At 69.5% G+C, this 25614-nt stretch carries 25 protein-coding genes and 1 tRNA gene; 14 read left to right on the top strand and 12 right to left on the bottom strand.

Annotated elements, in window-relative coordinates:
- Nucleotides 1-60 precede the first annotated feature (60 nt).
- Complete coding sequence (locus tag BDK92_RS17680) at nucleotides 61-507, bottom strand: MarR family winged helix-turn-helix transcriptional regulator (protein WP_121162335.1); 447 nt, start codon at nucleotides 505-507, stop codon at nucleotides 61-63.
- Between the two features lie 160 nt (nucleotides 508-667).
- Here BDK92_RS17680 and BDK92_RS17675 point away from each other — a divergent pair, with 160 nt between their 5' ends.
- Nucleotides 668-1246: a YceI family protein gene (locus BDK92_RS17675; RefSeq protein WP_425462241.1), complete on the top strand. Its 579-nt coding sequence runs from the start codon at nucleotides 668-670 to the stop codon at nucleotides 1244-1246.
- Nucleotides 1247-1533: 287 nt separating this feature from the next.
- Nucleotides 1534-3012, top strand: coding sequence for a glutamate-cysteine ligase family protein (locus tag BDK92_RS17670; RefSeq protein WP_121157702.1), 1479 nt, complete (start codon nucleotides 1534-1536; stop codon nucleotides 3010-3012).
- A 52-nt stretch (nucleotides 3013-3064) separates the two neighbouring features.
- Here the strand turns inward: BDK92_RS17670 and BDK92_RS17665 are convergent, their stop codons facing one another.
- Nucleotides 3065-4303: a hypothetical protein gene (locus tag BDK92_RS17665; protein ID WP_121157701.1), complete on the bottom strand. Its 1239-nt coding sequence runs from the start codon at nucleotides 4301-4303 to the stop codon at nucleotides 3065-3067.
- A gap of 186 nt (nucleotides 4304-4489) precedes the next feature.
- On the opposite strand from BDK92_RS17665, the gene BDK92_RS17660 reads away from it, so the two are divergent.
- Both BDK92_RS17660 and BDK92_RS39055 read left to right on the top strand, forming a co-directional pair.
- The gene (locus BDK92_RS17660; RefSeq protein ID WP_147457037.1) at nucleotides 4490-5188 is read left to right on the top strand and encodes a PASTA domain-containing protein; all 699 of its coding nucleotides are present in this window, start codon (nucleotides 4490-4492) and stop codon (nucleotides 5186-5188) included.
- Nucleotides 5189-5354: 166 nt separating this feature from the next.
- Entirely contained in the window at nucleotides 5355-6653 is a 1299-nt protein-coding gene (locus BDK92_RS39055; protein ID WP_170208608.1) for a PASTA domain-containing protein, read from the top strand.
- A gap of 105 nt (nucleotides 6654-6758) precedes the next feature.
- Here the strand turns inward: BDK92_RS39055 and BDK92_RS17645 are convergent, their stop codons facing one another.
- Nucleotides 6759-7088 carry a hypothetical protein gene (locus tag BDK92_RS17645; RefSeq protein WP_121157698.1) on the bottom strand — a complete coding sequence of 110 codons (330 nt, stop codon included), beginning with the start codon at nucleotides 7086-7088 and terminating at the stop codon, nucleotides 6759-6761.
- 325 nt (nucleotides 7089-7413) lie between these two features.
- Nucleotides 7414-7719, bottom strand: a complete 306-nt coding sequence (locus BDK92_RS17640; RefSeq protein WP_246017100.1) for a hypothetical protein — start codon at nucleotides 7717-7719, stop codon at nucleotides 7414-7416.
- 578 nt (nucleotides 7720-8297) lie between these two features.
- Between BDK92_RS17640 and BDK92_RS17635 the strand changes: the two genes are divergently transcribed.
- The 3 genes from BDK92_RS17635 (at nucleotide 8298) to BDK92_RS17625 (ending at nucleotide 10052) form a co-directional block, all read left to right on the top strand.
- Nucleotides 8298-9173, top strand: coding sequence for a helix-turn-helix domain-containing protein (locus BDK92_RS17635; protein ID WP_121157697.1), 876 nt, complete (start codon nucleotides 8298-8300; stop codon nucleotides 9171-9173).
- Nucleotides 9149-9370 (top strand): DUF397 domain-containing protein, encoded by a 222-nt coding sequence (locus BDK92_RS17630; RefSeq protein ID WP_121157696.1) that lies wholly within the window; start codon nucleotides 9149-9151, stop codon nucleotides 9368-9370. Before BDK92_RS17635 ends, BDK92_RS17630 begins: the two co-directional genes overlap by 25 nt.
- 268 nt (nucleotides 9371-9638) lie before the next feature.
- Complete coding sequence (locus tag BDK92_RS17625; protein WP_121157695.1) at nucleotides 9639-10052, top strand: hypothetical protein; 414 nt, start codon at nucleotides 9639-9641, stop codon at nucleotides 10050-10052.
- Here BDK92_RS17625 and BDK92_RS17620 read toward each other — a convergent pair.
- From BDK92_RS17620 to BDK92_RS17595, 6 genes are all read right to left on the bottom strand, one after another.
- Nucleotides 10020-10625 (bottom strand): hypothetical protein, encoded by a 606-nt coding sequence (locus tag BDK92_RS17620; RefSeq protein ID WP_121157694.1) that lies wholly within the window; start codon nucleotides 10623-10625, stop codon nucleotides 10020-10022. The genes BDK92_RS17625 and BDK92_RS17620 overlap by 33 nt on opposite strands.
- A 98-nt stretch (nucleotides 10626-10723) precedes the next feature.
- Nucleotides 10724-11503, bottom strand: coding sequence for a 3-ketoacyl-ACP reductase (locus BDK92_RS17615; RefSeq protein WP_121157693.1), 780 nt, complete (start codon nucleotides 11501-11503; stop codon nucleotides 10724-10726).
- The gene (locus BDK92_RS17610) at nucleotides 11500-12933 is read right to left on the bottom strand and encodes a glycosyl hydrolase (protein ID WP_121157692.1); all 1434 of its coding nucleotides are present in this window, start codon (nucleotides 12931-12933) and stop codon (nucleotides 11500-11502) included. Before BDK92_RS17610 ends, BDK92_RS17615 begins: the two co-directional genes overlap by 4 nt.
- 139 nt (nucleotides 12934-13072) lie before the next feature.
- On the bottom strand, nucleotides 13073-13879 hold the full coding sequence (locus tag BDK92_RS17605; protein WP_121157691.1) for a WecB/TagA/CpsF family glycosyltransferase: 807 nt from the start codon (nucleotides 13877-13879) through the stop codon (nucleotides 13073-13075).
- A gap of 99 nt (nucleotides 13880-13978) precedes the next feature.
- Nucleotides 13979-15052 carry an NAD-dependent epimerase/dehydratase family protein gene (locus BDK92_RS17600; RefSeq protein ID WP_121157690.1) on the bottom strand — a complete coding sequence of 358 codons (1074 nt, stop codon included), beginning with the start codon at nucleotides 15050-15052 and terminating at the stop codon, nucleotides 13979-13981.
- Nucleotides 15053-15174: 122 nt separating this feature from the next.
- Nucleotides 15175-15260: transfer RNA gene (locus BDK92_RS17595), tRNA-Leu, on the bottom strand.
- A gap of 244 nt (nucleotides 15261-15504) precedes the next feature.
- Between BDK92_RS17595 and BDK92_RS17590 the strand changes: the two genes are divergently transcribed.
- The 7 genes from BDK92_RS17590 to pknB all read left to right on the top strand — a co-directional run bounded on the left by BDK92_RS17590 (nucleotide 15505) and on the right by pknB (nucleotide 24576).
- Complete coding sequence (locus tag BDK92_RS17590; RefSeq protein ID WP_121162331.1) at nucleotides 15505-16302, top strand: FHA domain-containing protein; 798 nt, start codon at nucleotides 15505-15507, stop codon at nucleotides 16300-16302.
- A 4-nt stretch (nucleotides 16303-16306) separates the two neighbouring features.
- Nucleotides 16307-16789 (top strand): FHA domain-containing protein FhaB/FipA, encoded by a 483-nt coding sequence (locus BDK92_RS17585; protein ID WP_121157689.1) that lies wholly within the window; start codon nucleotides 16307-16309, stop codon nucleotides 16787-16789.
- On the top strand, nucleotides 16786-18264 hold the full coding sequence (locus BDK92_RS17580) for a PP2C family protein-serine/threonine phosphatase (RefSeq protein WP_121157688.1): 1479 nt from the start codon (nucleotides 16786-16788) through the stop codon (nucleotides 18262-18264). The genes BDK92_RS17585 and BDK92_RS17580 overlap by 4 nt, the downstream gene beginning before the upstream one ends.
- 79 nt (nucleotides 18265-18343) lie before the next feature.
- Nucleotides 18344-19789, top strand: a complete 1446-nt coding sequence (locus BDK92_RS17575) for an FtsW/RodA/SpoVE family cell cycle protein (protein ID WP_121157687.1) — start codon at nucleotides 18344-18346, stop codon at nucleotides 19787-19789.
- Complete coding sequence (locus BDK92_RS17570; RefSeq protein WP_121157686.1) at nucleotides 19786-21288, top strand: peptidoglycan D,D-transpeptidase FtsI family protein; 1503 nt, start codon at nucleotides 19786-19788, stop codon at nucleotides 21286-21288. The genes BDK92_RS17575 and BDK92_RS17570 overlap by 4 nt, the downstream gene beginning before the upstream one ends.
- Before the next feature lies 1 nt (nucleotide 21289).
- The gene (locus tag BDK92_RS17565) at nucleotides 21290-22750 is read left to right on the top strand and encodes a serine/threonine-protein kinase (protein ID WP_121157685.1); all 1461 of its coding nucleotides are present in this window, start codon (nucleotides 21290-21292) and stop codon (nucleotides 22748-22750) included.
- Entirely contained in the window at nucleotides 22747-24576 is a 1830-nt protein-coding gene (pknB, locus tag BDK92_RS17560) for a Stk1 family PASTA domain-containing Ser/Thr kinase (RefSeq protein ID WP_121157684.1), read from the top strand. The genes BDK92_RS17565 and pknB overlap by 4 nt, the downstream gene beginning before the upstream one ends.
- A gap of 77 nt (nucleotides 24577-24653) precedes the next feature.
- Here pknB and BDK92_RS17555 read toward each other — a convergent pair whose 3' ends face one another.
- Both BDK92_RS17555 and BDK92_RS17550 read right to left on the bottom strand, forming a co-directional pair.
- Nucleotides 24654-25304, bottom strand: a complete 651-nt coding sequence (locus BDK92_RS17555) for an aminodeoxychorismate/anthranilate synthase component II (RefSeq protein ID WP_121157683.1) — start codon at nucleotides 25302-25304, stop codon at nucleotides 24654-24656.
- A 4-nt stretch (nucleotides 25305-25308) separates the two neighbouring features.
- The gene (locus BDK92_RS17550; protein ID WP_121157682.1) at nucleotides 25309-25611 is read right to left on the bottom strand and encodes a hypothetical protein; all 303 of its coding nucleotides are present in this window, start codon (nucleotides 25609-25611) and stop codon (nucleotides 25309-25311) included.
- Between the last annotated feature and the right edge of the window lie 3 nt (nucleotides 25612-25614).

Below are 25614 nucleotides of genomic sequence, written 5' to 3'. Positions count from 1 at the left end.
AACGGACACTCGACCTGACCATCGCCAGTGGTGCGGGGCAGGGCGCCCAAGGGGGCGGGATCAGGGGCTGACGGAGGCGTCACCCACGCCGCTGCCTCCGGCGGTGGCGTCCGGGTTGACCGCGTCCCTGACGATCCGTAGCGAGCTGAGCAGGATCCGCAGCGCTTCCGGTTCGAGTCGCGAGGTGAACCACCGCTCGATCAGCTCAAGGTGCCCCGGCAGGGTCTCGTCGAGTCGGGTCACGCCCGCCTCGGTCACCACCGCGTACAGGCTGCGCCGGTCGGAGGGACAGGAGTGACGGCGGAGCAGCCCACCTCGCTCCATCCGGTCGACCACGCGGGTCACCCCGCTCGTGGAAAGTGACGTCTGGGCGGCGAGATCGCTCATCCGCAGCCGCTGCTCCGGAGAACGGGTCAGGCGCATCAACACCTCGAACTCGACCGTCGACAACCCGTGCTCGTCGAACTGGGCGGCGAACCGGGCACTGAGCCCGGCATGCACCTCCATGAGCAGCCCCAGCGCCGTGATCCTGGGGTCGTCGGCTAGCTCGTCGGTCGCTGTCACCGTTACATCCTAGCAATGCTTGACAGCGGGAATATTGCTCAGTCTATAGTTGCTCAGTCAGTCGTTGACGTACTCAATCATCCCCGCTGAAAGGGTCACGATCATGACCAGCACGAACTCGGCCACCCGCGCGTGGGGCGGCCTCACCATCCCGGCCGCCGGCACCTACCAGCTCGACCAGGCGCACAAGCGGGTCGGGTTCGTGGCCCGGCACATGATGGTGAGCAAGGTGCGCGGTGAGTTCACCGAGGCGACCGCCACCATCACCGTCGCGGAGGACCCGCTGCAGTCGTCGGTGACCGCCACCATCCAGGCCGCCAGCATCACCACCGGCCAGGCCGACCGTGACGCCCACCTGAACAGCGGTGACTTCTTCGAGGTGGAGAAGCACCCGACCCTGGAGTTCCGCAGCACCGGGGTGAAGTCGCACAGCGGCGACGAGTTCGTACTCGCCGGTGACCTGACCATCCGCGGGGTCACCAACCCGGTCGACCTGCACGTCGAGTTCCACGGTGTCGGCACCAGCCCGTACGGCCAGGAGATCTTCGGTTTCACCGCCACCACCGAGATCGACCGCGAGGACTGGGGCCTGACCTGGAACGTGGGCCTGGAGGCCGGTGGCGTCCTGGTCGGCAAGAAGGTCAAGATCGAGATCGAGGGCGAGGCCGTCCGCGAGGCCTGATCCACGCTCCACAACGGACGGCGCCGCGGCGCACGTGCCGAACCGTACCTCCGCCCCGGCGACCGCCCCCCGGTCCCGGGGCGGAGCCTTTGTCGGCGGCTGCCGGCGGTACGCGAACTCTGTGCAATGGTTGACGCAGCGTCTCTGGCCGCCCACTCCCGGCTGGCCCTGCTGCCGTCCTGGCCCGATACGGTCCTTACTCGTACGGTAATAGTTCGGTCGCGGTAAGAATCCGGGCTTCGACTCCTCCGGGCTGCGCCGACAGCGCTTTTCGCCGGGGAGGGCACATGGGCACTGAGGTCGGACAGATCGCATTCACCAGGGCGGACCGCATCCGCTACCGCCAGAAGGTACGTCGCTGCCTCGACGTCTTCGCGCTGATGCTGGACGACTTCGGCTTCGACGCCGAACGGCCGATGACCGGCCTGGAGATCGAGCTGAACCTGGTCGACGCCGAGGCCGAGCCGGCCATGCGCAACGAGGAGATCCTGGCGAACCTCGGTGACCCGATGTTCCAGACCGAACTGGGACAGTTCAACCTCGAACTCAACGCCCGCCCCCGCCTGATCGAGGGGACCGGTTTCGCCGACTACGAACGGGACCTCGGTGCCAGCCTGGGTCGGGTCGAGGACCGCGCGGTCAAGGCCGACGCCTCGGTGATCCTGATCGGCATCCTGCCCACCCTCACCGCACGGCACCTGGTCGTGGACAACATCTCGTTGAACGAGCGGTACCGGGTGCTGAACGACCAGATCGTCGCCGCCCGGGGCGAGGACATCGAGATGGACATCCGGGGCGTCGAACGCCTGCACACGCAGACCGATTCGATCGCGCCCGAAGCCGCCTGCACCAGCATCCAGCTCCACCTGCAGGTCGCCCCGGACAATTTCGCCAGTTACTGGAACGCATCCCAGGCCATCGCCGGCATCCAGGTCGCCATCGGCGCCAACTCGCCGTACCTCTACGAACGGCACCTCTGGGCGGAGACCAGGGTTGCCGTCTTCGAGCAGGCGACCGACACCCGGCCGGACGAACTCAAAGCCCAGGGCGTACGACCACGGGTCTGGTTCGGCGAACGGTGGATCACCTCGATCTTCGACCTCTTCGAGGAGAACGTCCGGTACTTTCCCCCGCTGCTCCCGATCTGCGAGGACGAGGACCCGGCCGAGGTGCTGCACCGGGGCGGGGTGCCACGCCTCAGTGAGCTGCGGTTGCACAACGGCACCGTCTACCGCTGGAACCGGCCGGTGTACGACATCATGAACGGCCGTCCGCACCTGCGGGTGGAGAACAGGGTGCTCCCGGCCGGGCCGACCGTGGTCGACATGTTGGCCAACGCCGCCTTCTACTTCGGTCTGGCCCGCGAACTGGCCGAGGCCGACTGGCCGATCTGGAGCCAGCTCACCTTCAGCGCGGCGGAGGAGAACTTCCACTCTGCCGCCCGACGAGGAATCGACGCCACCGTCTACTGGCCCCGACTCGGCGAGGTCCGGGTGACCGACCTTGTGCTGGACGTGCTGCTGCCCAAGGCGGCGGTCGGACTGGACCGGTTCGGGGTCGCGCCGTCGGAACGCGACCGGCTACTCGGCGTCATCGAGCAGCGCTGTCGGCTCCGCCGCAACGGCGCGGTCTGGCAGGCGCGGACGGTACGGGCCGCCGAGCACAATCTCGGCCTGGCACGGCCAGCCGCGTTGCACCGGATGTTGCAGCGGTACGGGGAACTGCAACGGACCAACGAGCCCGTGCACACCTGGCCGATCGAGTAAGCGTTCGACTGGTGACTGATGGCTGGTGACTGATGACTGGTGACTGGTGCGGTCAGCGGGCGCGGCGTGAGCGGGTCGGCCGGGTCTTCGCCGGTGCTGCCGGACCGTCGGACTGGTCCGGGTCGCTGAGCTGCTCCGGGTCCGGCTGGTCTGCGCCATCCGGCTGGTGCGCGGCCGGCGCCGACGGCTTGTCCCACGCCGGTGCCCCGAGGGCATCGGTCGGCGAGGTCGGCTCGCTGTCGTACGACCGGGTCGCGCTCACGTCCGGTTCGCTGGCCCGGTCGTCCGGAGCAGCCGTCCGCTGTTGCGGCACCCGGCCAGATTCCTCCTGCTCCGCCTTGACGGCCGCAGTCGGATCCGCCCGTTCCGCCCGGCGCAACGACCCGCGCTGCGCCAGCGCGGCGACCAGGGCCGAACCGGCGAGACCGGCGATCACCGCGTACGGCGCGGCCAGGTGCGCCGAGACCTGCTCGGCGCGGATCCCGACCAGCCGGGGCGCGGCCAGGAAATAGGCCGCCGCGACCAGCAACGGTCCCGCGACGCCGGACACCACCGCGCCGACCCGGCGCTCGGGCAGCCGTGCGGTCGAACGGGCGGCAAGCGCCCCGATCACCAGGGCCGAACCGAGCGAGAGGGCCGCCCCGGGCCAGTAGAAGTAGTCGCGGAACCAGAACCGCTCGCTGTCCGAGGTGATCTGCCAGACGCCGAGCTGCGCACTGGCCAGCCCTCGTCCGGAGAGGACCCCGTCGACGACCGCGATGATCGCGAGCAACCACAACCAACCGGAGGTGGTGATGACGTTGCTGGCGACGGCCGGTGACGAGAGCGACCAAATCGCCACCACCAGGCCGAGCATCACCCCGATGACCGCGTACCCGGCGGCAATGCTCTGCGGCGAGACGCTGTCGGCCCGGGTCGCGGCCCGCGCCGGTACGGCGACCAGCGCGACCGTCACCAAGCCGCCGACCGCGCTGGCCAGTGCCAGTGCCACCCGCCAGAGTCCACCGGTGAGCGCCTGACTGGACGACGTCGCCGCGCCCCGACCGGTCGGCCCCACGGATTCGGGAGCACCGATCCGCTGGGCGGCGATGGCACCGGCAACGGTCGAGGTGGCGGCGATCCAGGCGGCCCACGCGAGGCTCGCGACCCAGGAAGCCTCACTCGTCCCGCTGGCCGACGGCAGCCAGGCGATAATGCCGAGCCCGTAACCGAGCCCAAGTTGCGCGGCACCAGCGCCGGCAGCTACGCCGATCGCGATGGCGACCGATCCTCCCCAGCCTCGTACGGCCATGCGGGGCAGCGTAGCGTTCACCCGCCGGCAGGGCGAGTCACGGCGGTCAGGTGTGCTGGCACCCCTACCGAGGGTGTGCTGCGACGCCCGATTGGACCGTGGTTGTCACCAGCCAGCACACTCGATCGGTCAGGTGTTGATTGTCGGCGGGCAGTTCGGTGCCCGGATGGTGAGGCAGTGGTCGACATGTCGGACGGGAATGCGAGCTGGCAGCCATCGTCGGTCGAGCAGTCGGACCGACCCAACCGCGGTGCGGTGGTCGCCGGTGCGGCGGTGGCGACCGTCGTGCTCGCCACCATCGGCGCGATCGGCGGATGGGCGCTCGCGAAGAACGACAGTGCCGAGCCGCTGAACCAGGCCGGCGGCCCTTCCGCCACCGCCACCGCCGTCACCGCCGAGCCGTCGCCATCGAAGACGTCGAAACCCCGGCCCAGCACGTCGACCCCGTCCGCCGGCAAGACCACGGCGTCCGTACCGGCCGGCCAGTTCGAGCTGCCGGACCTCACCGGGCAGGGCTTCGAGCGGGTGCGGCAGGACCTGCGTGACCGGGAACTCGGGTGGCAGCTGATCTTCGGTAAGGACGGTGAAAACCCGGCAGTCCTGCGTACCGACCCGCCAGCGGGCGCGAACGTACGCAAGGGAACCACGGTCAAGGTGTTCGTGGCCGGCGCCGCCCCACTCACCGACGTACCCGAGGTGACCGCGTTGAGCTGCAACGAGGCGAAGGCGCGGCTGGTTGACGCGGGATTCGAGCCGGTTTACCCCAGCGGGAAGAGCGGCTTGGTGGTACGGCAGGAACCACGACCTGGCGCACAGCTCCGATGGAACGAGAAGGTCGTGATCTACTGCGGCAACGTGCCCAATCAACCCACGCCCGCCGCGTAGCCCGCCGCCCGCTTTCCGTGGCGTGGCCGCCCCTGACCAACAGGCCAGATAAATTGGACCGGCGCAGATGTCGGGGAGAGGACTCACCATGGCGGACGACCGTGATCAGCCACGGGATGTTCCTGAGCCGACCCCGGCCAAGCCGTCTCCGTCTCCGGACGGTCAGGTGGAGGAGCCGGTTGAGGACCTGGGCGGGGCAGAGGGCGAGCCTTCGGCGCCCGACGAGAAGTCGGCGGAGCCGGTAGAGGCTCCGTCCGGTGCCAGCCCGGTCGAGCAACCTTCGACCGGCACCGAGCGCGAGCAGGCCGATGAGTCTGAACCGCGTGCAGAGCCGCAAGCGGCGCCCGACCCCGGCACCGCGGCCGATACCGCCGCCGAGAAGCCGGAAGCAATCGACGAGACCATGGTCCTGCCGCCCGCGACTCCAGCGGTCTCCGCCGGTGACGACACAGTGGCGCTGCCGGGACGCGGGTCGGGCGACGAGACCATCGCGCTGCCGGATCGTCACGGGGCTGACGAGACGATCGCGTTGCCGGATCGTGCGGCTGGTTCGTCTTCTGACGAGACGATCGCGTTGCCGGATCGTGCGGCTGGTTCGTCTTCTGACGAGACGATGCCGTTGCCGGATCGTACGGCTGGTTCGTCGCCTGATGCCACGATGGCCCTGCCGGGCAACCTGTCCGGCTCCGCGAGTGACCAGACCATGGCACTGCCGCCGTCCGGGCCCGACGTGACCGCGAAGTTGCCGCAGCCCCACGAGGGGCCGGACGCGACCGCGAAGCTGCCCCGGTCCCCGGCCGGTCGGTTGGATCAGACGGCGGCACTCCCCGCAGCTCGGGACGCTGGCGGCCCCTCGTCGGGTGGTGCGCCGTGGTCGGGGCGGGCGGGGGTGCCACCGCCGGTGCGGCCCGGTGCTGGGGGACCTCCGTCGACGGAGTGGGCCGGCGATGACGGGGGGCCCAACCGACGCTGGTGGATGCCGATCCTGATCGGACTGATCGGGCTGGTTCTGCTGGGGGTGTTGGCATTCGGCATCTGGCTGATCGCGCAGGCCAATCCTGGTGGCACGGGACCCGCTCCGGTCAGCCCGTCGCCGTCGCCATCGCCGTCGCCCAGCCGGAGCGCTACCGTTGCGCCGACCTCGGCCGCGCCGACCACGTCCGCGCCCACCCCTTCCGCGACCTCCGCCAGTGTCGTCGAGGTGCCGCCGGTGATCGGGCTGAGCCAGGAAGCGGCCCAGGAGCTACTCGATCAGGCGGGGCTGACGTCCCGGGTCGAGTTCCGTGCGTCGACCCGGGTGCCCGGTACGGTGATCGCTTCCGATCCGCGCCCGAGTACGCCGATCGCGGTCGGATCGCAGGTCACGTTGACGGTCGCCGAACCAACCCCGACGCCCGGTGCGCCACCGACGCCCACGGCTACCGCCGGTGCACCGGCGACACCTGATCCGACACCGACCGGCTGAGTTCCGGGCCGTCGAGCCCTCCGGTCGGTGGCCAGCCGACGCTTCGGCGTTCCGCTGTCGCCGACCCGGTCGCCGGGCACGCGCCCGGCGGGCGCGGATCAGGGCTCACCAGAGCCGCCGACGCCGCCCGATCATGGTGATTCCGACCATCGCGATGACCAGTCCGAACAGCCCTGAATAGACCAGTGATCGTTGGTAGCCCGCCGGTAGCTGGTTTTCCGCCCGACCGGTGGTGGTGGCGTCCGGTCGAGGGCCGACGACCAGACCACCAGCTCCGCCCGCACCGCCCAAGGGCGTGGTCGCCTCGGCGGTGGGCCGGGCCGACCACGGCGCTGTCGCAATCTGGGACGGGTGCGATCGGGTGGTGGGTCCGACCGTGGGCGGCGCCGGCAGGGACCAGCCGTCGGCCGACGGCGTCGGGAGTTGGCCCGGCACCGGGTACGAGGGCCACGCGTCCCCAGGACCGGGAGTGTGCCCGGGCGGTGTGCTCAGCGCGGCGGCCGGGTCAACGGACCGGTGGGGTTCGGTTGCGCATCCTGCCGCCCCGCCGACGAGTAAGGCCGAGACGGTGACGACGCGCGTGAACCGTATCGTCAGGTGGTGTCGAGCGCGGGACCTCGTGGCCATGGCCACCCCTGCGGTTCAGGGCTCGTGACGAGTGGGTCGCTGGTACGCCCATCGCTTCCCGGAGCCTGCCGTCAGCCCCGAGTTTATGGTGGTTGACCTGGTGCCGGCGCCGGAACGGCGGGATGTCCCGTCGTCAGCCGACCCGCACCCGGACGGGCGACGAGTTGCGTCCGCCGGTCATCGTCCGAGGGCCCGCGTTGAGGTGTCGCTGCGCTGGCGCTGTCAGCCGGACCGCCCGCAGCCCGTCGAGTTGTACGAAGATCGATCGTCGGGCGACCGCGTCCATGGCGGCGTTGAGCTCGTATCCGTCGAGCCAGATCCAGCCGTCGTAGGTGGGCCAGTCATGCGCCCGGATCACCCGGAAGAGGATCGGCTGGGCGAACTGCACGCTCGCCGCGCGGGTCACTTGGAGGACGTCACCTGAGCGGGGAGGAAGCACATCGACTCCTGTCCGAGCTGACCATGGTTGGACTGTTGAGCTGGTGGGCTTGACCACGTGGTCCGTGGGTGGACGTACGCGGGATCCGGCCGCCCGTAGCGGCAGGTCGGGGGCGCTGGCCGGGGCCGGTGGTAGGGGCCTTTCGGCGCGTTCACGCCGGCCCCGACCAACGCCCGTCGACTCCGGGACCGCGCCAGCCGCCGTAGCCGTACGGCGTACAGCGGCGGGGCAATTACCCCGGGTCGTGTCCGGTCGGGGTTTCGGCGAGGAGGCCGCTCCGGTCCACTGCGGAGCGACAGGCGGTCCGCAGTGCTACTAGATCGAAACGCTGAGTAACCCGAGCCATACGCACAGAGTGCACGAAGAGCGTGATCAATGCAAGTTGCAGCATGGCTCTTGCGCGTTGGGTGCCGCGGAAGCTTGAAGTGTCGCGTGTGGACGCGGCAGACTGGGGCGGTCTCCGCCGCCGCGGCCGGCTGACACGTGGGTAAATCTTGCCGCGAACTCGATCGCCCACCGCCCGATGGTCGCGCACCGCGGTGGGCCGAATTTTTGCGCGATCGACCGGAGGTGACCCGGTGTCTGAGCGCCGGAGCCCGACCATCCGTCGCCGTCGTCTGGGAGCCGAGTTGCGTCGGCTCCGGGACGCGGCCGGGGTGACCATCGAGGTGGTCGCCGAGCGGCTGGAATGCTCGCAGTCCAAGATCTCACGTATTGAGACAGGTCATACCACCGCCACGGTTCGTGACGTACGCGACATGATCAGCATCTACGGCATCGTCGGCGCGGAGAGCGAAGACCTGCTGCAGATCGCCCGAGAGGCGCGGCAGAAGGGCTGGTGGGCCTCGTACAGCACCGTGCTGACCAGCGCATACGTCGGTTTCGAGGCGGCCGCCGGTTCGATTCGGGCGTACGAGCAGCAGGTCGTGCCGGGTCTGCTCCAGACCGAGGAGTACGCCAAGGCGATGATCCGGTCGGCGCGGCCGGACATCACCACGGACGAAGTCGAGCAGCGTGTCCGTGTCCGGTTGGGTCGTCAGTCGTTACTGAGCCAAGACGATCCGATCGACGTGTGGGTGGTGCTCGATGAGACGGTGGTAAGTCGGCCGGTCGGCGGCGACGAGGTCATGCGCGACCAACTGAAGCGGCTGGTGGAAGCGGCCGATCAGCCGAATGTAACGATCCAGATCTTGCCGTTCGACGTCGGTGCGCATGCCGGCATGGACGGCACCTTCACGATTCTCGACTTTCCGGAACCGGGTGATCCGCCGGTGGTGTACGCCGAAAACGCCACGGGTGGGCTCTTCCTGGAAAAGGTCGAGGAGCTACAGAAGTACGCCTTTATTTTCGACCACATTCGAGCTGCGGCGATTCGCCCGGAGGATTCGGTAGCTCTGATTGCAAGATTGGCAGAGGAGCCATTGTGGAAGTGGAGACAAAGGGGTTTCGCGTAGACCTCACCGACGCAGCCTGGTACAAGAGCTCGCGCAGCGGGCCCAACTGTGACAACTGCGTCGAGGTGGCCTTCGTGAGTGGCGCGATCGCTGTTCGTGACTCGAAGAACACGGCCGGGCCAGCCTTGATCTTCACGCCGGACGAGTGGGACGCCTTCGTCGGCGGCGCCAAGGACGGCGAGTTCGACCTGGACTAGTTGAGCGCACGACGCGGGCCATTTCTGAGCGCGGACACCCGATGGGTGCCCGCGCTCACCATGTCCGGGGCATGGCGTCCGTACCGGCCGGCCCGACCCCCGGTCGCGCCGGTTTCGCGTTCCGTCGCAGGTCAACGGGGGTGTGCCGGACTACTGATCGGATGCGCGCCGTCGCCAGGGCAGGCCCGCGTCGTTGTACCAGGCGGCACGGCACCGGCTGGGCCAACCCGACGCGCGGGTTCGCGACGGAGCGAGGCAGGCGAGACGGATGACGATCGGTTCGGAGAACCTGGGCAATGGCACGGCCAAGCCGGAGCGGCTCGGCACGAAGTACCGTGGCGCCCGCAGGGACGGTGTGCTGGCCGACGACGGGCCCCCCGGGCAGGACCTCGGCTCCCATGACAGCGGGGTGCCCGACCTCGGTCCGGCCAGTCAGTCGGAGCGCCCGCCGAAACTGCCGTCGCTCGACCTGGGCGGGCTCAGCGAGCCGGTGTACCCGCCGCCCGACTGGGCCGAACCGCCGGCCGAGTCATTGGTCGATCACCCATTGTTGCGGGGGCTGCTGCTCGAATTGCCGTCGAAGGGTTCGATGCCTCGGCAGGAATGGCTGGACCGGTGGTTCGAAGCCGCACGTGCGATTCTCGAGCTGCTATACGTGCAGGACGCTGGCCGCCCGCGCTGAGGTTCCCCGCGCGCTCGGCCGTACCGTTATCGAACTCTCGGACAGCCGATTGTGACGCAGGGCGTGTCGTACGCCGATGATGCTCACCGCGGCGAGGCCCACGGTGAGCGCGAACCCGGTCAACGCGGCCACCGGGACGAGCGAGGTGGCGGCGACCAGCGCCGGCAGGGTCACCAGACCGGCGACCTGGAGCGGCAGCGCGATCATCGGGTGCGCCGCGCCGGCTCGGAGCGCGGGTGGGAGCGGGGCGTCCGGCGCGGCGGCGAACGCGCCCGCACCGGCCCGTAGGCGTCGGAGCCGGCGTACGGTCAGCAGCGCCACCGCGGTGGCCGGGACCGCGGGCAGGAGCAGGGCGAGCGGTGCCCGGTCGGCCACGGTCGGGTCCGCCGCGACCAGCGCGGTCAGGCCGAGGGCGGCCAGCGTCCCGAGGCCGGTTCCGGTCAGGGCCAGCAACCAGGTGGTACGTCTGCGCAGCGCCCGGGGACTGTCCAGTTGCGGCAGTCCGTCCGCGACAAGTCCGGCGGCCAGCCAGACGACAGCCACCGCGACCAGGACAGCCAGGTCGATATCCATGAATCCAGCATTGCCCGACCCGGCGCCGGGGGAATCAGGGCCGCGCCCCGGGTCGCCCCCGAAGTTCGTCCAGTAGGGGTGACCCGGGCCGGCCCCGGTCAGAGCGTGCGCAGGTGGAAGCCTCCGTCGACGTCGATGATCTGCCCGGTGCTGAACGGCAGCAGGTCGGTGGCGACCGCGACCACCGCACGACCGACGTCCTCCGGCTGTCCCCAGCGGCGGATCGGGGTCAGCCCCTGGTTGAAGATGAGGTCGTCGTACCGGTCCTTCACCCCGCCGGTCATGTCGGTCTCGATGATTCCGGGCCGGATCTCGTACACGTTGATCCCGTGCTCGGCCAGCCGGGTCGCGTAGAGCTGTGCGGTCATCGCCAGCCCCGCCTTGCTGACGCAGTAGTCGCCCCGGTTCACGCTGGCCGTGTACGCGCTGATCGACGACACGATCACGATCTTCGGGTTGCTGACGATCCCGGCCGCCTGTTGTTCGATCATCGTCCGGGCGGCGAGCTGGACCAGGAAGTACGGCCCCTTGAGGTTGATCTCGATCAACCGGTCGAAGGACTCCTCCTCGGCCTCCAGCAGGTCGGCCCGCACGGTCGGGGCGACCCCGGCGTTGCTGACCAGCAGGTCGAGCCGGCCGAAAGTCGCGACCGTCTGGTCGATCAGCTCCCGCCGGTCGGTGCGCTGCGAGACGTCGGCCCGGACCAGGTGGGCCCGTCCGCCCCGCGCCTCGACCTCCTTGCCGACCTCCCGGGCGGCGTCCGCGTTGCTGGCGTAGTTGACGACCACGTCGTACCCGGCGCCGGCGAGCGAGAGCACGATGCCGCGCCCGATGCCCCGGGATCCGCCGGTGACGACCGCGACCGGCCGGCCGTTCACCGGGCCACCATCGCGGCGGCCGGCGTGGAGATCGTCGGTACGGCGACCGCGTTCGGCCCGAAGAAGGTGTAGTAGGGCTCGTCGCGGGCCACACGCTGGACGTAGAGGGCGAGTTCCCGGGCGTGGTAGTCGCCCCACATGCTGGACTCGCCGTTCGGCACCCGCTGCCCGGCGGGCACGTGGTCCCAGCCGTTCGGCCGGTGGTAGACCGAGTGCAGGATCAGGCCCTGGTGCCGGCTGTCGGTGCTCAGGTAGGGCTCGTCGAAGAGGGTGTCACAGACGGTCAGTCCGGCCTGCCAGTAGCGCCGTCCCTCCGCGGTCCGGTCGATCGAGGTGAGGTAGCGGCCGAGTCGGAGCAGACCCTGCGCCCCGATCGCCGCCGCCGACGAGTCCACCGGCTCGTGCGCGTTGTACGGGTCGGCCGGGTGTTCCAGGTAGTCGCCGAGCCGACTCAGCCCGGGGGCGCCGGTGTCCCAGTACGGCACCCCGTCGACCGGTGTGTGGGTTAGGTAGAAGTCGCAGGTGGCGATGGCGGCGCGGAGCAGCGGCGCCTCGACTCCGACCCGGCCGCCGTACGGTTCGAACGCCTCGTCCGGCAGGGTGGCGAGGAACTCCAACTGCTCCGGGAAGCCGAGCATGGCCCAGGCCAGCCCCCGGGTCCAGGTGCTGAAGGGGGAGTAGCCCTGCTGGGTGCTCGGGCACCGGTAGCTGCCGTCGTTCACGTTGAAGATCGACTCATGCGCGGTGCGGCCGGGGATGTCGTAGCCGTCCCGGCCTTCCCCGTAGAAGACGTTCCACCTGGCGGTGTTGGTCGCGTGTTCGACCACCCGTCCGAGTAGCGAGATCCGTTCGTCCCGCTCGCCCATCAGCACGTGTCCGAGCAGGTGCGACAGGCTGAGTGCCCGGCAGGAGCGGATGGTGTCGACGAAGAGCGACTGCGGCCCGTTGAAGGAGTAGATGTAGCCGGTGCCGTCGGCGGTCTCCCGCCACCGGGCCGCCTGGACCGCGCCGGTGAGCTTCAGGGCGAGTTCGTAGAAGTGCCGCTCGCCCCGGTCCTCGGGGATGCGCCCCTCGTTCATCAGCCGCCACAGGTTGCCGTACGTGCTGACGTTGTTGAAGCCGTGGTCGTGCACACCGATGTGGCTGACGTGGCTGGCCATCACGGACACGGTCTGGTCCCGGCCGACGTCGAGGAACCGGTGTTCGCCGGTGGCGTCGTACTGGAGCAGCGCGGAGCCGTACTGGAAGCCCTGGGTCCATTCGGTCCATCCCCGGGCGGTGTACCGGCCGTCGACGGTGAACACCGGCGAGGGCGAGCCCGGTGGAGAGGTCTGTTCGATCGAATCGATCTTCTCGGCGGATAGCGCCCAGAGCCGGTCGATCTTCGGGATCAGCCGGGCCGGGGTCAGCTCGTCGTCGCTCCTCATCATCAGATCAGCATAGGAAAGCGCTTGCCCATCGGATAGGCCCCGACCGGTCCGGGTCCCCGCAACGGCAGACCGCCCCGGCCCGGGGTACGGGCGGGGCGGTCCAGGAACTCGGGGGCGTTCAGATCGGAGCGGCTCGCGGTCAGACCGAGAAGCTCGACGGCGGGTCGACCGCCGGCGGCGGTGGCGTCGCCTTCCAGAGCTTCGTCCACTGCGCCGCCACCCGGGTCGCGTACGCCGGGTTCAGCACCAGGTAGCGCTGCCAGAGGCGTCTCGGCTCCAGGCCGAGCCGCCAGAGCCACTCCAACCCGGCCCGCTGCATCCACGCCGGCGGTTTGCGTAGCAGGCCGGCGTGGTAGTCGAAGGCGGCGCCGACGGCCAGCAGCGGCATGTCCAGCAGCGGGCGCATCGCGTACGCGAAGACCTCCTGCCGGGGGCAGCCGAGCCCGACCAGCACCAGCCGGGCCCCGGAACTGCGGATCCGGTCGGCGATCTCGTTCTCCTCACCCGGCTGCACCGGGCGGAACTTGGATGCCTCCACCCCGGCGAACTTCAGCGCTGGGAAGCGCCGCTCCAGGGCCGGCACCAGGCGGGCCAGGGTCTCCTCGGTCGAGCCGTACAGGTAGACCGGCAGACCCTCGTCCGCGGCGCGGGCCAGCACGCGCAGCGTGAGCGTCGGGCCGTAGACCCGGTCGGTCAGGTTGGCCCCGTGCAGCAGGTTGAGCGCCCAGCGCACCGGCTGACCGTCCGGGGTGACCAGGTCGAACGAGTTGAGCCGGGCGTTGTGCGGCGGATCCAGTACGCCGGTCATCACACCGTGTACGGCCAGCGCGGTGAGCGCGAACGGCCGACGTTCCCGGGCGGCGGAGATCACCTCCGCGGCGGCGGCGTCGTAGTCGACGACGTTCACCAGAACGCCCAGCACATTGCGCTTACCCTCGGAGATCATCGCGGTTCCTCGCTGCGCCTGGCGGCGCCGTGATCCCCGTGATTGAACTGACTGGTCAGCGCGGTTTGCGGCTTCATGGTGCGGCCTGATCCGGTGCGCTCATGACTGCGGTATCCACTTGTCCACGTTGGCCTCGTAGATCTCGCGCAGGATCATCGGCACGTCGTAGATCTGCTTCCAGTCCGGGTAGTCGGCCTGGAATGACGCGTTGGAACCGATCCACCACTGGTGGTCACCGATCCGGTTCGCCTCGCGGTATTCGGTAATCATCTCCTGCCCGGAGATCTGCTCGGCGACCGCGAACGCCTCCAGGTGCGAGCAGTTCGAGTGCCGCCCGCCACCGAGGTTGTAGACCGCGGCCGAGCGCGGGTTGCGGTAGAACGCCTCGAACGCGTTGACCACGTCGTGACTGTGGATCGCGTCACGCACCATCTTGCCCTTGTAGCCGAAGATCTTGTACGTCCGGCGCTCCATGTTGCAGCGCATCACGTACGCCAGGAAGCCGTGCAGCTCGGTCGCCGAGTGGGCCGGGCCGGTCAGCGTGCCTCCACGGAAGCAGGCGGTACGCATGTCGAAGTAGCGGCCGTACTCCTGCACCATCACGTCTGCGGCGACCTTGGAGGCGCCGAAGACGGAGTGCAGGGTGGCGTCGATCGACATGTCCTCCTTGATGCCGTTCGCGTACGGATGCCCCGGGTCGATCTCCCAGCGGGTCTCCTGCTCGATCAACGGCAGGCTGTTCGGCCGGTCGCCGTAGACCTTGTTGGTCGAGCAGTGGATGAAGGCCGCCTCGGGGCAGTGCTCGCGGACGTTCTGCAACACGTTCAACGTGCCGCCGGCGTTCACGTCGAAGTCCGTGAACGGGTCCCGCACCGCCCAGTCGTGCGACGGCTGTGCGGCGGTGTGGATCACCACCGAGATCTCGCGGCCGTAGCGCCGGAAGATCTCCGCCAGCGCGTCCCGGTCGCGGATGTCCGCGTCCTTGTGCGTGTACGACCCGCCGAGCTCGCTGGTGAGGCGGAGCACATTCCATGCGGTGGAGGCCTCGGCACCGAAGAACTGACGACGCATGTCGTTGTCGATGCCCACCACGTCGAGGCCGAGACCGGCGAAGTGCCGGACCGCCTCGGAGCCGATCAGACCGCCTGATCCGGTCACCAGCGCGACACTCACACGACACTCCAGAATCTTCGGCAGCCGGAAACCATCGGAGCATAACGCGGTGCCCGCAAGGTTCGGGCATTCGCGCCCAGAGACGGACGAAGGGCCCCGCGTGAACGCGGGGCCCTTCGTGTTGGTGGGGAAGGGGGGAGTTGAACCCCCACGCCCTTTCGGGCACACGGACCTGAACCGTGCGCGTCTGCCATTCCGCCACTTCCCCTTACGCGACGCCGAGGCAGATTAGCACTGCCCCCACCGTCGTGCGTGGGCCCTACCAACTTCAGGTTATCCCAGCCAGGTCTTCGACCGACGCCGGGACATATTACGCTGTTCGTACTGCGACCGTTGGCGTTACCGCTTGCGGCGCATGGAACACTAGCACGAGGACTCCGGCCCTCAGGTATGGGTCGGCAGCGGACGGCCGAGCGGCGTGCGAGCTGCGCGTGCGGCGGCCGGATACCATCATGTCCTCGGGACCCGAGGAGGAGCCGGTGAGCGTGCTGCAACGCTTCGAGAAGCGTCTGGAAGGCCTGGTAGAAGGGGCCTTCGCAAAGGTGTTCAAGGGGGTCGTCCACCCTGTGGAGATCCTCAACGCGATGCAGCGGGAGGCAGAGGCGCACAAGGCGATCCTGGCTGGTGGGCGCACTCTTGTGCCTAACCGCTACGTGATCGATCTCTCGCCTTACGACCACAGTCGGCTCGCGCCGTACGCCGCTGCCCTGGCCCAGGAGCTGGCGCAGTCGCAGGCCGAGTTCATCGGTGAGCAGGCGTGGACGGTCTACGGCGACGTCATCGTCGAGATCGAGCGCGGCGACGGCCTGGACACGGGCATGTTCCGGGTCACCGCCGAGGTCTACACCGGGGGCGACGTCGCCCCGGTCCAGCAGCAGGGCTACGACCAGCCTGCCCCTGGTGGCTACTCGCCGTACGACCAGCAGGGCGGTGGCTACGGCCCGCCGCCCGGACACGGCGGTGGCGGCCGTAACGTGCGGCTCGTCTCCGGCGATGGCCGCAGCTACCCGTTGCAGATGGGTTCGACCGTGATCGGTCGCGGCGACCAGGCGAACCTGCGGCTGCCCGATGTCGGAATCTCCCGGCGACACGCCCGGCTCGACTTCGACGGCGCTCAGGTTGTTCTCACCGACCTGGGGTCGACGAACGGGACGATGGTCAACGGCCAGCGCGTTTCGGCGGTGGCACTCAACCCTGGTGACATGGTGCAGCTCGGGACGACCACCCTGACGTTCCGAGTGGACGGCTAAAAACTTGGCGCCCTTCGTCATCACCGTCGCCCGGTTCGGGTTCATCGTCCTGCTCTGGATCTTCGTCTTCACCGTGGTGGGGGTCATCCGTCGGGATCTCTTCGCGGGCGCCCGGTCCAGTCGTCTGGTCGCCGCCCCGCGCGGGGTCGGCGCGGTGACCTCCCAGGGCAAGCCGGCGAAGGTGAAGCGCGGCCGGGCGGCACATCAGCTCGTGGTCACCGCCGGCCAACTTGCCGGCACTCGAATCACTCTCGGTGAAGGACAGATCACCATTGGTCGTGCGGAGGACTCCACCCTGGTGATTACCGACGACTATGCCTCGGCCCGACACGCCCGGCTGGTGCCCCGTTCCGGTCAGTGGTTCGTCGAGGATCTCGGCTCGACTAACGGCACATACCTCGATCGCGCTAAGGTCACCGGACCAACCCCCGTCCCCCTCGGCGTGCCGATCCGGATCGGCCGCACTTCTCTCGAGTTACGGCCATGACTCTGACCCTGCGCTATGCGGCCCACAGCGACCGCGGTCTGATCCGAGACGGAAACCAGGATTCCGTCTACGCCGGTCCGCGGCTACTCGCCGTGGCGGACGGCATGGGCGGCATGGCCGCCGGTGACGTCGCCAGCAACATTGTCATCGGTGCGATGGCGCCGCTCGACGAGGATGTCCCTGGGGACGCCCTGGTCGACGCGTTGCGTTCTGCCGTCGACACCGCCAACCAACAACTGCGCGACACGGTGGACGCCAACCCACACCTGGAGGGTATGGGCACCACCCTGACTGCCACGCTTTTCTCCGGCAGCAAGATCGGCATGGTGCACATCGGTGACTCGCGCGCGTACCTGCTGCGCGAGGGGGAGTTCGCCCAGATCACCAAGGACGACACGTACGTCCAGATGCTCGTCGACGAGGGTCGGATCACGCTGGAGGAGGCGAGCAGCCACCCTCAACGGTCGCTGCTCACCCGGGCGCTCGACGGACGCGACATCGATCCGGAGTACTCCGTCCGGCAGGTGCTCCCCGGTGACCGCTACCTGATCTGCAGTGACGGTCTCTCCGGCGTGGTGAGTGCCGAGACCATCGGCCAGACCCTGCGTGAGTACACCGACCCGCAGCAGTGTGTCGAGCGGCTGGTTCAGCTCGCGCTCCGCGGCGGTGGACCGGACAACATCACGGTGGTCATCGCCGACGCGACCGACCAGGACATTCTCGAGGCCGCACCGATCGTCGGTGGCGCCGCCGCCCGGGACCGTGGCATGGCCACCTCGGCGGACGACTCCACCCCGGCCGCGCGGGCCTCCGCGCTGACGCCGCCGCGTCCGGCCAGCCCGGAACCGGCCGGATCCTCTGCGGACGCCGACGACGACCAGGAACGGCCCCGCCGTCGGCCGGTGCGTACGGCGGTGCAGTTGATCGCTCTCGCCGCCATCCTCGGTGCCGGCCTCTGGGGCGGTTGGACCTACAGCCAGCGGCAGTTCTACGTGGGTGCCACCGAGACCGGCCAGTTGGCCGTGTTCCGGGGCGTGCCCGGCCAGATTGCCGGACTCAACCTTTCCAGCGTGCACTCGACCAGTCGGGCCGAACTCAACGACCTGACCAACGCGGCGCAGGAGCAGGTCAAGCAGGGGATAGTGGCGAAGAACGAGCCGGACGCCGAGCGTCTGCTCTCCGAGTTGACCGTCGACGAGCCGGGCAACCCGAACCTCAAGCCGACCTGCCCGCCGAGCCCGACACCGTCGACCGAGGGCTCGCCGAGCCCGAGCACCCCGCCGTCGCCATCCGGCTCCCCGACTCCCCAGCTCTCCGGATCGCCGACCCCGTCGGCGACCGGGGTCACGGTGAGTTCGGGGCAACCCGAGGTGACGGCGACCGCGACGGCCGACAGCGGCAGCCCCGACGTGCTGCCGTCCGACACCCTTCCGCCGGCCACCCCCGACCCGGCGGGATGCCGGTCGCCCGAGTGACCGTGAGATCCAACGATCCGAGGGACTCATCGTGACTGCCCCAGTCGGACCGCCACCAGCGCCCGCAGTCACGGGTGAGATGCCGCGTGTCCGGGACGCCACGTCCCGGCGCAACGCCGAACTGTCGCTGCTGCTGTTGGCGATGGCACTGGTATTGGGCTACGCGGCCACCGTCGAGGCGAACCTGCTCGACACGGTGACGTTGGACTTCTGGGTGCCGACCGCGGCCCTCACCGTGGTCTTCCTCGGCCTGCACCTGGTGATCCGTTACCTGGCGCCGTACGCGGACCCGGTGCTGGTGCCGGCGGTGGCACTGATCAACGGGCTGGGTGTGGGCTTCCTCCGCCGGCTCGACCTCGGCGACGCCAAACCGGAGGAACGGGCCGACTTCCCGATCTTCGCGGGCACCGGTGGCCGCCAGTTGGCCTGGACCCTGGCCGCGGTGATTCTCGCCGCCGGACTGCTGGTCCTGCTCCGGGACCACCGAGCCATCTCGCGGTACGCGTACACGCTCGGCCTCGCCGGAATCGTGCTGGTGATGATTCCAGCGGTCCTGCCGCGCAGCATGTCGGAGATCAACGGCGCCAAGCTCTGGATCATGATTGGCGGGTTCTCGATCCAGCCGGGTGAGTTCGCCAAGTTGGCCCTGCTGGTCTTCTTCGCCTACTACCTGGTTCGGAAGCGGGAGGTGCTGTCGCTGGCGAGCCGCCGCTTCCTCGGCGTCGACTTCCCACGCGGCCGGGACCTCGGGCCGGTGATCGGGGTCTGGCTGGTCAGCCTCATGGTCCTCGTCTTCGAGAAGGACCTCGGCACCTCGCTGCTCTACTTCGGCATGTTCGTGGTGACGCTCTATATCGCCACCGAACGGGTCAGCTGGTTGATCATCGGTCTGCTGCTCTTCTTTGGCGGTGCCTTCCTGGCGTACTTCCTGGGCAGCACGGTCGGCGGCCCGTTCGCCAACTTCTACCTGCGGGCCGAGATCTGGTTGCACCCGTTCGACGACCCGCTCAATGACGGCTATCAACTCGTCCAGGGGCTACTCGGACTCGGCACCGGAGGTCTCTTCGGCGCCGGGCCGGGCGCCGGCCAGCCGACCCTGGTGCCCGAGGTGCACAACGACTTCATCTTCGCCGGCATGGGTGAGGAGATCGGCCTCTTCGGGCTCTCCGCGCTGCTCGTCATCTACCTGCTGATCGTCGAGCGGGGGCTACGCGCCGCGCTGGCCGTACGCGACTCGTTCGGCAAGCTGCTCGCCGGTGGCCTCGCGTTCACCCTCGGACTGCAGGTCTTCGTGATCGTCGGCGGCATCAGCAAGCTCATTCCGCTGACCGGACAGACGACGCCGTTCCTCTCCGCCGGTGGTTCGTCACTGATGGCGAACTGGCTGCTGGTGGCGATGCTGCTACGGATCTCCGACGCGGCCCGACGGCCGGTGGACGGCTCCTCACCCGCCCGCGCTGCGGGCGGCTCCGGGACGCCCCCGGCCCAGTTGCACGGCGCGCAGACGGAGGTGATTCGCCCGTGAACGCACCCCTGCGCAAGGTCGGCGTGGTCGTCATGGTCCTGTTCGGCCTGCTCTTCGTGAATCTCAACTGGGTCCAGGGCTACAAGGCCGACGAATACCGCACCAGCGACTACAACGGTCGGGTCCAGGTCGCCCAGTACGACCGCAAGCGGGGCAACATCGAGGCCGGCGGTACGGCCCTGGCCAGCAGCAAGGAGACCTCGGGCCGGTTGAAGTTCCTGCGCTCGTACGTCGACGGGCCGATGTACGCGCACGTGCTCGGCTACCAGCCGGTCAACATCGGGCCGACCGGTATCGAGCGGAGCGAGAACGACTTCCTCGCCGGCACCAGCGACCAGCTCTTCGGGGACCGGGTCCGGGACCTCTTCACCGGTGACCAGACCGCCGGCGGAAACGTGCTGCTGACCCTCTCCCGTCGGGCCCAGCAGACCGCCTTCGACGAGATGACCAAGAACAGGGTCGGCGCGGTCCGGGGTGCGGCCATCGCGCTGAACCCGACCACCGGGGCGGTGCAGGCGCTGGTCTCCATGCCCAGCTTCGACCCCAACACCTTGACCACGCACGACACCGATGCGGCGACCGCGGCGTACGACAAGCTCGTTCAGGATCCGAACGAGCCGCTGCTGAACCGTGCGCTCACCGAGACCTACCCGCCGGGCTCGACCTTCAAGGTGATCGACGCCGCCGCCGCGTTGGAGAACGGCTACACCAAGGACACCAAGATCCCGGCCGGGGCGAGCTACACCGCGCCGACCTCGGGCACTCCGATCCGCAACGCCGCCGCGAGCATCTGCCCGGAGGCGGAGGTGACGCTCGAGGACGCGCTCACCGAGTCCTGCAACACCGGCTTCGCGCAGCTCGCGGGCAAGCTCGGCGCCGAGACGATCAAGGCGAAGGCGCGGGCGTTCGGTTTCGGGGACGCGGACCTCACCGTCGGTCGGCTCGACGAGAACGGCCTCGCCACGGCGACCAGCGAGACCGGCGACATCAAGAACCCCGACGGTGGGGACGACCCGGCGGCGCTGGCCCAGTCGGCGATCGGGCAGAACAACGTACGGATGACACCGCTGGAAGGGGCCATGATCGCCGCTGCGGTGGCGAACAACGGCAGCCAGATGCGGCCGTACCTGGTGCAGCAGTTGCTGGGGCCGGACCGGACCACCGACTACTACACCGCCGACCCGCGTGAGCTGCGCCAGCCGGTGAGCGAGCCGGTGGCCGCCACCCTGCGCGACATGATGATCAACGTGGTCCAGAACGGCACCGGTACGGCGGCCAAGATCAAGGGCTACCAGGTCGGCGGCAAGACCGGCACCGCCCAGGTCGACTCGAACACCCAGGACCACGGCTGGTTCATCGGGTTCGTGATGAAGGACGGCAAGCCGATCTCGGCGGTGGCGGTGTTCCTGGAGGCCGCCGGCAGTGGCGGCAGCGCGGAGGCCACCCGGATCGCCGGTCAGATCATGCAGGCGGTCATCCAGGACGGGGGTGGCAAGTAACATGCTGAGCCCCGGGGTCCTGCTGGGTAACCGTTACCGCCTCGACGAGCGGATCGCCGGCGGCGGCATGGGTGACGTCTGGCGTGGCACCGACGAGGTGCTCGGACGTACCGTCGCGGTGAAGATCCTGCTGCCAGCGCTCCTCGACGAGCCGGGATTCGCCGAACGGTTCCGGGGCGAGGCCCGGACCATGGCGACGATCAACCACCCCGGCGTGGTGGACGTCTACGACTACGGCAGCGACCAGCAGATCGCCTTCCTGGTGATGGAGTACGTCGAGGGCGACGCGCTTTCGACCACCCTGGGGCGGGTCGGCCGGCTCACCCCGGCTCGGACCATGGCACTGATGGCGCAGGCCGCCGACGCCCTGCACGCGGCCCACGAGAAGGGCATCGTGCACCGCGACGTCAAGCCGGGAAACCTGCTGGTCCGACCGAACGGCACGTTGGTACTCACCGATTTCGGTATCGCCCGGTCGGCGATGGTCGGACAGCTCACCGCAGCGGGCTCGGTGCTCGGCACCGCCTCGTACATTTCACCCGAGCAGGCCACCGGGGGAACCGCCTCACCCGCCTCGGACGTCTACGCCCTCGGTGTGGTGGCCTACCAGTGCCTTTCCGGACGGCGCCCGTTCGAGGGGGAGAACCCGCTCGACATCGCGATGCAGCACGTGCGGGACGCGCCCCGACCGCTGCCCGCGGACATTCCGCCGGCCGTACGGGCGATTGTCGAACGGTCGATGGCGAAGGACCCGGCGGCCAGGTGGCCGACGGCCGCGACCCTGGCGGCGGTGGCGCGGCAGGCGGCCACTCCGGCGCAACCGATGCGCCCCCCGGCTCATCCGGCACCCGCCCAGCCGAACCGGGCCGCTGGGCATCCCATGCCCCCCAATCCCGTGCAACCGGGTCGGCCGGCGGGCCACCCCGGTTCGGTGCCGCCCTCGATCCAGCCGGCCTCGCCGGCTGGCGGGCCCATTTCGGGTGCACCCGGTGCGCCCCTGTCGACCCCGGGGGGCACCCGGGTGGGCGCCCCCTATCCGCCCGCTGGGGCCGCCTCGGTGCCGCCACGACCGGTCGCCGCGTCGGCCACACCGCCGCAAACCGGGAGTTACCACCGGGGCGCCGCCGCCGTTCCGGCTCCCCGGCCGCCGCAGACGACCGGTTACGGTCAGCCGATGGCGCCGGCCTCGGTCGCTCGACCCCAGCAGTCGCCGGCCAACCGGTCGTTGATGGTGGCCTTGGCGGTGGTGTTGGGGCTCGTGGTGCTGATCTGTTCCGGCGTGATTTCCTATTGGGTGACGAAGAACGGTTCCGCCAGCAACAACAGCCTGCGGACAGTGACGTCTAGCTTGCAGAGAGTCAACGAACGCGACGATTCGCAATACGCGCCGTACCGTCGGATAGAGCGGGACGTGTATGGCGCCCGGATGACCCAGATGAGCGAAGGACGACAGACGCGATGACTGCGCAGGCCCGCCTGCTGGGTGGCAGGTATCAGGTCGGCGAGCTGCTCGGCTACGGCGGCATGGCCGAGGTGCACCGAGGGCGCGACCTCCGGCTCGGCCGGGACGTCGCGATCAAGATGCTTCGTACCGACCTGGCCCGGGATGCGACCTTCCAGATGCGGTTCCGCCGCGAGGCGCAGAACGCCGCATCCCTGAACCACCCGGCCATCGTCGCCGTCTACGACACCGGCGAGGAGATCGCGCCAACCGGCGAGACACTGCCGTTCATCGTCATGGAGTTCGTCAACGGGCGCACCCTCAAAGAGGTGCTCGCGGCCGAGGGCCGGCTGATGCCCCGCCGCGCCCTGGAGATCTCCGCCGACATCTGCGCCGCGCTGGAATTCAGCCACCGGCACGGGATCATTCACCGGGACATCAAGCCCGGCAACGTGATGTTGACCTTGAATGGTCAGGTCAAGGTCATGGACTTCGGTATCGCCCGGGCCCTGGCCAGCGGCGCCACCACGATGACCCAGACCAGTGCGGTCATCGGCACCGCCCAGTACCTCTCCCCGGAGCAGGCCCGGGGCGAGCCGGTGGACGCCCGCTCGGACGTCTACGCGGCTGGCTGCGTGATCTTCGAACTGCTCTGCGGACACCCCCCGTTCGTGGGTGACAGCCCGGTCAGTGTGGCGTACCAGCACGTCCGGGAGGATCCGCCGACCCCGAGCGACATCAATCGGGAGGTCACGCCCCCGATCGACGCGATCATTCTCAAGGCGCTCTCCAAGAACCCGCTCAACCGTTACCAGAGCGCCGGTGAGATGCGGGCCGACCTGCTTCGGGCCGCGGCGGGCCGACCGGTGATGGCCACCCCGGTGATGCGCGACGACGAGACCACCGCCCTGCCGCCGGCCGGGGTCGTACGCCCGGGTGCGGGTGGCTCGCGTCCGGCACCGGCACGGGTCGGCGACCCCGGCCGGCGCCGCGCCTCCGCCTGGGTGCTCGCCACCCTCAGCGGGCTCGGTGTCCTCGCGGTGATCGCACTCGTCGCCGGCCTGCTGTTGAACCAGCAGGACGACCCCGGGACGACGACGGTCAAGGTGCAGGGCGTGGTCGGGCAGTCGGAGGCGGCGGCCTCCGCCGCGCTCCGCCAGCAAGGGCTGCGGACCGTCACTGCTGAGCCGGTCTTCAACGACACCTGCGAGAAGGACACGGTCACCAGCCAGCAGCCGGCGGCCGACGCCCCGGTGGCGCCGAACACCCTGGTCACCCTCCAGCTCTGCGGTGGACGCGAGTCGGTGACCGTGCCGCCCGCGCTGGTCAACAGCCCGTACGACAACGTGAAGGATCAGCTCACGGCAGCGGGTCTGGTCCCCAAGCGCAAGGACGTGGAGAGCGACAAGGCTGCCGGCACCGTGCTCGAGGTCACCCCGAACTCCGGTGCCAAGGTGCCGAAGGGCTCCGAGGTCGAGGTGAAGGTCGCCACCGGCAACCTGAAGGAGGTGCCGGACGTTGTCGGCGACTCCGTGGAGGATGCCACGGACACGCTCGACAACCTCGGCTTCAACGTGCAGGTCGTGAATGGTTCGAAGGTGGCGCCCCAGGATGCCGGCCGGGTGGAGAGGCAGAGCATCGCCGAAGGCCAGAAGCGCAAGCCCGGCACCCAGATCGTTCTCACCGTCACCGTTGCCCGTCAGGAACAACCAAGCACGAACCCGACGAACCCGACCGGCACCCCCACACCGAGTGGTGGGGCGGGAGCCGGCGGCGGCGGAGGCGAACCGATCACTCCCGGCAACCCCACCCCGAGCACCCGGCCGACCAAAACCGGCATCCGCTAGGACGTACCGGCAACCCGGCCCCGCCCACACTCGGCGGGCCGGGTGCCAGCTGGCGGGAGTCGCGCGCCGACCGGGACCTAGACGGTGACGAAGGCGGAGCGGCGGCGTACGTCAACCTCGGCGGCGAGCGCCGGTGCCAGCTCCAACGCCTCCGGGTGACCGCAGGAGGCGAGCCAGTTGGCGAGCATCAGGTGACCGCCCTCGGTCAGCACCGACTCGGGGTGGAACTGGACGCCCTCGATCGGCAGGGTGCGGTGGCGCATCGCCATCACCACGCCGGATTCGGTCCAGCCGGTCACCTCGATCTCGTCGGGCAGCGTCTCCGCCAGTACGGCCAGCGAGTGGTAGCGGGTCGCGGTGAACGGGTCGGGCAGGCCGGCGAGCACCCCCACCGACTTGTGCTGCACCTGCGACGTCTTGCCGTGCAGCAGTTCCGGTGCCCGGGTGACGGTCGCCCCGAAGGCGACACCGATGGCCTGGTGGCCCAGGCAGACCCCGAAGATCGGTAGCTGGCCGGCGTACTCACGGATCACGTCGAGGCAGATGCCGGCTCGCTCCGGTGCGCCCGGGCCCGGGGAGAGCAGCACCCCGGCGACGCCCAACCGGCCGATCTCGGCCAACTCGATCTCGTCGTTCCGGCGTACCTCGCAGTCGACGCCGAGCTGGCCCAGGTACTGGACCAGGTTGAAGACGAAGGAGTCGTAGTTGTCGATCACGAGGACGCGCATCGGGTTACCTGTCGGGGCTAGGAGGAGGGGTGTTGTTCTCTTCGGTGTCGTACGGCACCGAGTGGTCGTCCGTCGCCGGGTCGCCGCCGACGCTGGAGTCGTCACCCGACTCGCCGGAGTCGACGCCGCTCGGGTCGCCACCGCCGTCTTCCTGGGTGACCTGCACGTCATCGAAGGGCAGCAGTGGCTCGGCCCAGGGGAAGACCAGGTACCAGAGCAGGGCCACCGATGCCGAGACGAGCAGGACGGAGCCGATCAGCTTGCCGACCAGGCCAAATGGTAGCCGCCGCCAGATCCACGCGTACACGGC

Source organism: Micromonospora pisi (assembly GCF_003633685.1).
GTDB classification, from domain to species: domain Bacteria; phylum Actinomycetota; class Actinomycetes; order Mycobacteriales; family Micromonosporaceae; genus Micromonospora_G; species Micromonospora_G pisi.
This window is presented reverse-complemented; position numbering and strand designations above follow the sequence as displayed.